This is a genomic window from Dapis brunnea BLCC-M229 (genome assembly GCF_050015995.1).
Lineage (GTDB): Bacteria > Cyanobacteriota > Cyanobacteriia > Cyanobacteriales > Microcoleaceae > Trichodesmium.
This window is the reverse complement of record NZ_JBNHEP010000107.1, coordinates 39,283-49,450: the sequence shown is the minus strand read 5'-3', so window position 1 is coordinate 49,450 and position 10,168 is coordinate 39,283. Positions and strand designations below refer to the sequence as shown.

The window sequence follows — 10,168 nt, the reverse complement described above, 5'->3', positions numbered from 1 at the left end:
CTAAAACTAAAACGATCTAGTTTTTCTCAGCAGTTAAATATCATTCTGTGAAGCATTCCTAAGCTAAGGTGTTTGAGTCGGATTTTTTGGCTAATCTATAATCAAAAAAGGAAATTAGTTGATTAGTTGAGCCTGGTTTCCTGGGATAGTAGCTAAAACTAAAACGATCTAGTTTTTCTCAGCAGTTAAATATCATTCTGTGAAGCACTCAAAAGTCAAGATTTTTGAGTCTGACTATTTGCTCATCTATAATTAAAAATGGAAATTAGTAACTAAAACTAGATCGATCTAGTTTTTCTCAGCAGTTAAACATCATCCTGTGAAGCACTCAAAAGTCAGGATTTTTGAGTCTGACTATTTGCTCATCTATAATTAAAAATGGAAATTAGTTGATTCGTTGAGCCTGGTTTTCTGGGATGGTAGTTAAAACTAGATCGTTTGAGTTTTTCAATAATCAAGGAAACTGGGATGGTTCAAACTGATAAATATAAACCATCCCTTAAATCTAAATCTATCGCGGTCTTGGCTGACCTCTTTCCATCATTTGCAAAGCATCTGGACTTGGATTATATCGGTAGCCCCAAGAGGAGCGATCGCCATCATCCAGTATTTGAGGTGTCAGAAGTACAATTGTTTCTGCTCGTTGATTTTCATTTTGACTACTGCGGAAGAGAGTTCCAATAATTGGTAAATCTCCTAAAAGAGGTACTTTATTTACTATTGTTCTTTCTTGCTCTTGAATAATGCCAGAAATAATTAGAGTTTGTCCATCCCGCAGACGAATTCTACCAGATTCTACCCGACGTCTAGCAATTTCTGTACCAAATTCATTTTCATTATTAGCATCTGTTCGTACCCTGTCCGAAATAAAGCTTACTTCTGGATTTACTGTTACAGTAACAAAGCCATTATCGTCTATTCTCTCTACCTGTATAGCCAGGGTTAGACCTACATCTTCAAACCGAACAGTTCTAGTTTCTCGACTCGTACCGCCATCATCTGTAAAATTACTGTCAATACTTCTGACGATATTTTCTACAAGTCTGACGCTAGCAATTTCCCCTTCTTGAACCACTAAAGTTGGATCGGTGAGAATTTTAGCATTACCGCTTATAACAGTAGCCCGCAACTGTGACAGGAATCTTCTGGGATACAAAATTTGGGGGAACAAACCAAATTCTGCTTCTCCTAGTTCTACCTCCAGTATTCCATCGTCATCAACATCTACCTCTGATGGTTCATAATCTGTTATCCCAACTCTTGTAGGTTCACTTGTTGTGGGAGCTATTGGTCTTAGGAAAGTACCTCTACCTTGATTGACATTAGGAATACCTGTAAATGGAACTTCAAATGTACGTTGGCTATCAAAGAAGGGGTCGTTTCCAGCAAGTGGGTTATTAGTTACAGGACGAGAAAGAGGACTAGCATTTTGTTGTGTAATAGTAGGAGGTTGAAGACTACCAAAATTTAGAGATGCTGCCCCATTATCGTTGATAAAGAAAGTGTCATTGATCCCAAAAGAAAAACTACTATTAAACCGTTCTTCTCCTGATAGGTTGACATCTATAACTTTGACGTTTACAGCTACTTGCCGTTGTCTTAAATCTAACTGGATTAATTGGGCTGCTGCTATTTCTACCTTTTGTGGTGGACCAACCAAGGTGATACTATTGAGTCGCCTATCAGCCACCACTTGTAAACCCTTCAATATTGGGGGTGCATCTTGGGCGTCGTAGCGCAGTGTTTCAATAACTGTTCTTTCAACGGTTGAGGTATTTGTAATTACCTGGTCAGTTCCAGGGATAGGAACTGCTTCAACATCAGTCTCTTGTTTTGTTGTAGCAAAGGCACTTTCCGCTCCCATACTAACTAAGAACCCTGCAGCCTCTAGGGCAGTAACTTGGTTCAAACGGAAGGAGCGAACCACAACATTTCTGGCTTCTGCTGGTAGTTCTTGTCCTACAAATACTGTGTTACCTACTCGGTTGGCTTGCAACCCACTTAGACGTAAAACATAGTTAAAAACATCTTGAACTGGCTCATTTTCAATATCTAGGGAAATAGTAGGGCCTGTTTCTGCTGCTGGGTCTCCTCCTGAACTAAAGGCAACATTTAATCCTGCTGCTCTAGCTAGTAAAGCTAAAACATCTCTAACTGGAGCATCTCGCAATACTAAACGAGGTATTCTTTCTTGGGTGCTTAAATCTATAACTTCTACTGAAGGGTTGATATTAGATATTGCTATATCACCTACTGGTGGTGCTACTGCTCGTGGTTGAAAGGGTGGTACTTCACTAGGGGATGGTTGTCCTGGTAGAGTGGGGAAACCATCTCCTGTTAATCCTGAGTCTGGTAATAGTACCTCTGATTCTTGGGTTGTAGTTCTTTCTCTTGAGGGTTCTGCAGTCCTTTCAGGTTGTACTGGTGGGGTTGGAGGTTCTGAGGGAGGAGGTGCTACTTCTGAGGGTGGGGGAAAACTATTAGGTTGGGGGCGTGTAGGTTGGGGGCGTGCTTGAGCTATTTCTCCTGAGCTGACAGCAGCACTAAGAATAATTCCTTGGCCTCCTCCTTGGATAATTCTACCTCTGGGAGTACCTTCTTTACCTCGGATAACTACCCGCACGCTATTGGCGTCTACCTGCATTACCTCTACATATTCTATACCAGGGGCTGGACTATCTTTCCGAAATTTGTTGCCCTGGGGTAAGCTTAGTTGGGCATTGATTATGTCTGCGACGAAAGAGTTGTCTCTGTTGACTGAGAATACTTCGGGGCGATCGCCATTACTGGTAACTAAGACGATATTCATGCCGCCGTCTGCTGAACTTAACTGGACTTGGGTAATTTGGGTTACTGCAAAGGCTGGGGTTTGGGCTATGATTACTGCCGCGACTCCAGTTAACAGTCCACTACTAAATTGTATTTGCTGTTTCACTTTCCTCACTCCACACTTGGATCTTTAAATTGATTAAGATTTTGGTATTTTGCTAGAGTATAGGGTTTTCTCCACAGCTTGGGAAGTTCCTTCTTTTAAGTTTTTATTTTTTGAAAAATATAAAAAACAAGATGAATAACAAGGTATTTTTCAACCGGGGATGAAAACCAATTGTTGATTAAAATCTATCTTTAGCTTTTTAGGTTATGATTAAAGTTTTGATTATATTATGTATTCGCCCTATCAGGGGTAGTATAGCGCTACGTGCAAGTTAAAAGTCAAAAGTCAAAAGTAATTACTGACGCTCGTTTAAGCATTTATAAATGTCCTAACCTTTGCCTTGACTGCTATATTGTTTGTTGTAAGTCTAAAAGAAATTTCAAGTCAAAAAAACTAGGGTGTTTTGGGCAAATCAGAAAGCTTTTTCAAATTGATAATGGTCTCTAACTGATTGTTTTTGTTCTAGTTAATCTAAGATGGATTTTCCCATTCTCAACTTTTGAAAAGTTGATAAATTTTGGAACTGAGAAAATTTTTCTGTAGCAATTTTGCTAAAAGGTTTGAGTCAAATTCAGAGACAGTACTTCCCGGTTTAATAAGGTACACCTTGTTTTAACACAGAAGTCACAAGTCAAAAACTAAGAAGATTGGACTGTACCTCAATAGCAAAGGAAATCACTGTATAGCGCTACTCATTCAGGTATTTGACATTTCTAAATCCTGAAACCCTTTGACAGTTTACTATTCCCTATTCCCTATTCCCTATTCCCTAGCGCGTAGCGCTATAATTCTGATAATTCTGCATCATCCCATAGGACTATTCTTGAATCATCAAAAAGCCGTGCCCCTCGAAGGGGGAGATTTTTAGATCGAATTTTTTTGATAAAATAACATTTTTTTGGTAAATTTTGTTATTTTTTTTCTGGCTCTTCTTTTTTGGAACTTTCTTTGTCCAATGACTCTTGTTCACTTAAGGCCAATAGAGCGTGCATATCAAAGGATGTTCTTAGTCTACTTTCTGGCTTGCTAACTGGTACAAATTTATTTTGTTTCCATTCAACTTCTATAACTTGATTTCCTTGTTCGAGTTTAGTTTTTAAGTTTTTCACTACTAATAATGTTTGCATCCTCTCTATAGCAATCATAAATGCTCTTGTTTGAGGATAACTGCCTTCAAATTCTACTTTGAATTCTCGTCGCTTTAATTTGCCATTTACCAGCGGTCCTAATGAGTTATCGTTAACTATATAATTACCATTTTTTGGCTCCACTGGTTGAAATTTCGTCATTTTCGCTTGCTGGTCTTCATCTCTAATTCCGACATTAATTTGATCGATTAGTTTGTTCATATCGTATAGCAGAGTTTTCATTGTTTTTTCACTGGCAAATAAGCTGGTTACGTCTTCTCTTTGTTTTTCAGCTTTTTGCCTTTCAGCTTCTGCTTTTGGTCGTTCTTTTATTTGTTTTTTCTGCTCTTTGATTTTGACTTCTGCTGTGTTTATTTCTCCTCTTAATTCGGCACTTTTTTCGATGGCTGGTTTAAGCTGATTATATCCCAAGAAACCTGCTATTCCTAAGCCTATGATACCAATAGCTCCTCCAATAAATCTGGGGTCTTTGAGGGAGATACCTAGAATTTTCGGACCCCCTCCTTCTTCTTCTTGTTCTTCTAGTTCTGGATTCCATTCATTTGCTACTACCATTTTTAAAATACTCCTTTTTCTGTTAGTGTTTCTATTCTATCTACTAATCCAATTGCTCCTTTACTTTTTAACTGAGGCAGTAATTCTGATGCACCTAAAGGACTAAGATTTGTTTCTATTTTATATTCAACTATTGGGGGTAATTCTGGTATTTCTGGTGCTAAACTTGTATTTGATTCTCGTAATTCTAATCTAGTTGGATTAGGTTTTTTTGCAGCAGTAATTAGTTTAGTTTTTTCTCCTTGGAAAAAGGGGGAGTTTTCTAGTAGTAATAAAAAGTCATTAATTTTACCGTAAGAATCTGAAGTTCCCGAAAATGATATAATTGGTGTTGGTTTTGGGGGAGGTGGTGTCTCTTTTTTTTCACCCTTTTTAGCAGATTTTTTGGGGGGAGGTGGGGCTGATACTTTTGCTTCTTTTTGTTCTATGCTAGTGATTTTCACCCCACTAGGTACTAAAGCTCCAAACTCTCCTAATAATGCTGACCATGGCTTGATTTGGTCAAAAACTGTTGCTAAAGCTTTTGCTTCTGCTTTAAATGTCTTAGTTTTTTCTTTGATTGCTTCAAGGTCTTTAATTTGAGCGTTTAATGTACTTAATTCTCCATTTAATTTGTCTAAGTCTGCCTGGAGTTTGGTGTTTACCTGATTTAGATATAACCATCCACCTGCAACTAGACCATTAACTGCTACTGCTGCTGCTGCCCCAATTAGAATTGGTTTTGGGTCTTCTAGTGATGGTCCACTACTTGCTGGTTTGGGAATATCTTTCTTATATTCTGGGCGATCGTTGAGAAAATTTATATCTAGGCCATACATATTAATTTAAACCTCTCTTAGTCCTAAACCTAATACAATTCCTAAACCAGAACGTTCTTCTGGCGGAATTTCTGCTTCTGTTTCTAAGGCTAAAGTTTCGATTGGATCGACTTTAGACGCTGGTAAACTTAAACGTTGCATGAAAAAGTCATCTATTTGTCCTATTGCCGATCCTGAACCTGTTAATAACAATTGTGCCACTTCCAAATCTTCAAATTGATTGAGATAGAAGTCTATTGAGCGTCGCAGTTCATCTCCTAATTCTGCTAATACTTTTAGTAGAGCATTAGTTCCGGGATTTGGTTCATTTGCTGTGACTCCCATTGTATCTAATACTGGAACGGTCATCCCTAGTAACTCGGTAGTATCTCTGGTTGGAGGTAAGTTCATTGCTTCGTTTAAGGAGGATTGCATTTGATAGGTGCCAATAGGAATTGTCCGGTTAAATTGGGGTATTCCGTCTACTACGATAGCAAGTTCGGTACTGTCAAATTCTAAATCTGCAATTACTGTTGCTTCTTGAGGTCCATATTGTTGAAGTATATCTTTTACTGTACGGATTAGGGCAAAGTTACTTACTTCTAAAACATCTATTGCTAATCCTGCTTGTGTAAAAACTTCTATGTAGGCATCTGTTACTTCTTTTCTAGTTGCGACTAAGGCTACTTGTACTTTTTCTAAGTCATCATTTGGATCTATGATAACTCCTAATTTTTGATAGTCTACATCTGCTTCTTCTCTGGGGAATGGTAAGTATAAACCTGCTTCTTGATTCATGTAATCCTGTAATTCTTCGTCGTTTAATTCTGCTGGTACGGGAATTACACGGGTAACTGCTTCTCTACCTGGAATTGCTGTTGCTACTCTGCGAGTTTTGATGTTATTTTCCTCTATCATTGACTCTATTAGTTCTGACATGGTAGGGGCATCAATTATTTGACCTTCAAAAAATACATCTTCTGGTACTTCTGCTGTAGCAAAAGTTACTAATTTTAATTTATCTCCTTGTTGCCGGATTTCAGCAATATTAATTCTTTCTGGGCCGAGTTCTATTCCTATTCCTGGCTTCTTTTTTTTAAATAAGTTTTTTAAGTAATTAACCATTTTTCTCCTGGTTTGAATTGAAATCAAAATGTGCTTTTGTTGCTTTGCTATAAATTAAAAGTTATTTGGGGATTAATAATTAGTTTTATAGTAATAAAAAATTGGTAGTGAGAAATTAAGTAGGTAGACAGGAAGAAACTAAAATATGTAACAAAAAGTCAAGTGTTCAAAAACTTTTTCCCTTCTGCTTCCTATATTGTGTCTTGTCATAATTATAAATTGTAACACCGACCTAACTAATGTCATTTTTGAAATTACTACCAAATACTTTCACATGATAATTTTGTCATTCCTCAGCAGTCAGTAAAACACTAAAACTGAAATAGCATCGTGATAGATTTTTTTGACATATTAGTAATTTTCAATATCATTATTTTACTGTTTAATTTTAATCTCAGACACTGTTTATTAAAGGAATATTAAATCCGGGCGTAGGGTGAGTTTTGCTAACCCAAAGCTTTCCATAGCTTTCCATTTGTGATGCTCCGTAAACCCTATTCATGTTGCGGAACAAAACCGCTGTCGCCGACTTGAATTGGCGACAATACTTATGAGTTATAAGTCGCGGACCAAACTCTTAATTCTCCCCCGTAAACCACCAAACATACCAAAGATTAAGCCAATACGCTGTCTTAATCTTTGCTTGTGCATTTACTCTCTCAAACAATCATTTTTATCAAGTAATAATTCTGGTATTAGCAGCCTGACAGAACGGGAAATAATACCAATAATAAGTGTGATTAAAAGACAAGTGCAGGATATCTCCCTTTGACAGAAAAGATAATTTCCGACCTAAAAAATGGTATTGAAGCCATTTATTCTGACTCCTGACTCGGTCCTCCTAATAAACAGCCTAGTCATTTATAGCAAACATTTATAAAATTGGTATGATACCAAATCAAAAAAAGATAGTTACAGTAATACCAATTAGTAAAAGTAATGCTACGCTTCAGCTAGACTTCAAAAGTCAAATAATTACCAAGGTTTAAAGTCTTTGTTTTGACAATTATTAATCGGTCAGTATTGATTCAAGCTACTTTTACCAAAATATTCTGGTCTCTTGCCTCCCCTTTTAAGAGGATAAAAAAAGAGAATATTTCAGATTTCAATCCCTATGCTTTAGCTAGAGGTACTGATAACTGATATAGCCCTTTGCAGAACAATTAGATACACATATTAAAGGCATAATATGGTTGATAAAATCAAAATTTTTTTTACTCATTTTTATCAATGTACCAGTTAGTCATGCAAAGTGCTGTAACTGATAACTGATAACTGAAATGACTTCTGCCACAACCCCTCACACTTACCCACCCAATTAGATATAGCATTCTTTTTGAGAAATGGTATAAGAGGTACAAAATTGAAGAAATTTTTGAGATTATCTATCAAAAATATGATAGCATTTTTCAGTAAGCTTGAGGTACAGTTTTATTTTTCTTCCCTGTTGCCTTTTGCCTTATACCAAATTCATGCATAGATAGTTACAGTAAAATGATTACAAAAGTGTTAGTAAATTTACTGCCGACGTAGAGGGTAAAAATCACATTATCCTTTCGGTACAAAAACAAATTACTATAATTATAAAACTATTCTTAGTCAATCATGGAACAGTTTTACTCTCATAAAATAAATATTATAAATTCTTACCTCCTGAGTTTTGACTCCTAAAAACAGAACCACTGTAACAATATTTTCTCAAATTTGTATTAGAATTTTGTACCTCACGCTTTTTGCTAATTACTATAGTGTAGAGAGGTTCCATGAAACATCTCTACTCTGGTCTAATAAAGTGAAAATTGCTGTAATTATCAGACAGCATCTGATACCAAGCGTGAAAAAATAATGTTACAAATAATCTAGGCTCCGAAGAAAGAAGAAGGTAAGAAAGAAGAAAAGAAAATGATAAATTTTCTCCCTCAATCAAATCAATAGTTTTGTCTAAAAAATCAGCAGTTATCATCATATCTACCTTGATTTCTAGGAAACATTTATCGCGGCTAGTATGAGATATTTTTATAAATTTATAATTTATCAAATGTTTATCATAGTTAAATGGAAAAGGTTTCGGACATTTGCTATTTTGGGGCTAATACTAACATTTTTGATTGCTTGCAATTCTCCCTATCCTAATTTAAAGACCAAAGAAATTGAATTTTGGACAATACAGCTTCAACCTCAGTTTACTAATTATTTTAATCAGTTGATTGCTGATTTTGAAGCAGATAATCCTGGTGTATCGGTGCGATGGGTTGATGTGTCTTGGTCGGAGATGGAAAGCAAAATTGAGAATGCTATTTTGACAGAAACTCTTCCAGATGTTGTTAATCTTAATTCAAGTTTTGCACATTTATTAACTCGACCTAATACCTGGTTAAATTTGGATACTATCTTATCAGATTCAGTTAGGAATGAATATTTATCTAATCTTTGGCAAGCTAGTCAGATTAATGGTAAAAGTTTTGCTATTCCATGGTATTGTACGACAAATATAACAATTTATAATTCAGAGCTATTTAAACAAGCAGAAGTTGATGAACCTCCAACAAATTATACAGAGTTGGCTAAAGTAGCTAAACAAATTAAAGAAAAAACTGATAAATATGCTTTTTTTGTTTCTTTTTCACCACAAGGAGGAAATGAGGTATTAGAATCTTTTGGCAAGATGGGAGTTGAGTTAATAGATGTTGATGGAAAAGCTGCTTTTAATACTCCAGTTGGTGAGGCAATATTTAAGTATTGGATTGATTTATATAAGGAAGGTTTATTACCAGAGGAAGTATTGACACAAGGGATTCAAGCAGGCGAAGATTTGTATCAAACTGGGGAAACTGCTATGGTATTTTCTGGACCAGAATTGATTGAAACTATCTCTGAAAATACACCAGAAATTGGAAAAGTATCACACCCAACATCCCAAATTACTGGTAAGAGCAATAAGAAGAATATAGTGTTGATGAATTTTGCTATTTCTAGTAAAACTAAATTACCAGAGCTAGCGCTGAAATTTGTTTTATTTATCACTAACTATCAAAATCAAATGGCTTTTACTCAGGAGAATAATGTTTTACCTTCTACAACTAAGACCTTAGAAAATAGTTATTTTCAAGATATTTCTTCTAATGCTTATACTCAAGATCGGGCGCGAGTTATTAGTGCTAGTCAAATTTTTGAATCAGAAGTTTTACTGCCAAGAGTTAAAAATTTGGATAAGTTGAAAAAAATTATTTATCAAAATTTGCAGGTAACTATGTTGGGAGAAAAAACTATTGAGCAGGCGATCGCTGATGCTGCATCTGAATGGAATCAACTATAGCAATCCCATTTAAGTTTTAATGTTTTGGTGGTAGGGAGGAATGGCAATTTACCGAAAAATTGGGTTTAAAGCCTCGCCCTTGTAGGGCGATTTTTTATTTTAGCATGCAAGTGAATTGAATATATGCTATAGTTTCATTAGTTGCCGGGGGGCACTCGGAAACTCTAAACGGACGTGGAGGGAAGCGTTAGACTACCGCCAAGGAAGCAGCACCCTGTGAAGCGTCAACCCGACGAGGAGCTAGGCTCAGTATGAATTCCCGTGCCTTTAGGCCGGGGAGGATGTCAACTGT

5 protein-coding genes are annotated in these 10,168 nt (G+C 36.3%); 1 reads left to right on the top strand and 4 read right to left on the bottom strand.

The features are described 5' to 3' along the window. Window positions 1-511 precede the first annotated feature (511 nt). From ACP6PM_RS13180 to pilM, 4 genes are all read right to left on the bottom strand, one after another. Window positions 512-2,935 (bottom strand): AMIN domain-containing protein, encoded by a 2,424-nt coding sequence (locus ACP6PM_RS13180; RefSeq protein WP_426585267.1) that lies wholly within the window; start codon window positions 2,933-2,935, stop codon window positions 512-514. Window positions 2,936-3,846: 911 nt separating this feature from the next. Continuing rightward, window positions 3,847-4,638 (bottom strand): pilus assembly protein PilO, encoded by a 792-nt coding sequence (locus ACP6PM_RS13175; RefSeq protein WP_426585265.1) that lies wholly within the window; start codon window positions 4,636-4,638, stop codon window positions 3,847-3,849. A 2-nt stretch (window positions 4,639-4,640) separates the two neighbouring features. Continuing rightward, the gene (locus ACP6PM_RS13170) at window positions 4,641-5,456 is read right to left on the bottom strand and encodes a PilN domain-containing protein (RefSeq protein WP_426585263.1); all 816 of its coding nucleotides are present in this window, start codon (window positions 5,454-5,456) and stop codon (window positions 4,641-4,643) included. Window positions 5,457-5,462: 6 nt separating this feature from the next. Further along, window positions 5,463-6,560 carry a type IV pilus assembly protein PilM gene (gene pilM, locus ACP6PM_RS13165; RefSeq protein ID WP_426585261.1) on the bottom strand — a complete coding sequence of 366 codons (1,098 nt, stop codon included), beginning with the start codon at window positions 6,558-6,560 and terminating at the stop codon, window positions 5,463-5,465. A 2,038-nt stretch (window positions 6,561-8,598) separates the two neighbouring features. Here pilM and ACP6PM_RS13160 point away from each other — a divergent pair. Continuing rightward, complete coding sequence (locus tag ACP6PM_RS13160; protein ID WP_426585259.1) at window positions 8,599-9,876, top strand: ABC transporter substrate-binding protein; 1,278 nt, start codon at window positions 8,599-8,601, stop codon at window positions 9,874-9,876. The last annotated feature ends 292 nt before the right edge of the window (window positions 9,877-10,168 follow it).

Excerpts from the sequence above, each read along its gene's own strand:
- ACP6PM_RS13175 (WP_426585265.1), bottom strand. The coding sequence starts at position 4,638 with ATGGTAGTAGCAAATGAATGGAATCCAGAACTAGAAGAACAAGAAGAA.
- ACP6PM_RS13160 (WP_426585259.1), top strand. The coding sequence starts at position 8,599 with ATGTTTATCATAGTTAAATGGAAAAGGTTTCGGACATTTGCTATTTTG.
- pilM (WP_426585261.1), bottom strand. The coding sequence starts at position 6,560 with ATGGTTAATTACTTAAAAAACTTATTTAAAAAAAAGAAGCCAGGAATA.
- ACP6PM_RS13170 (WP_426585263.1), bottom strand. The coding sequence starts at position 5,456 with ATGTATGGCCTAGATATAAATTTTCTCAACGATCGCCCAGAATATAAG.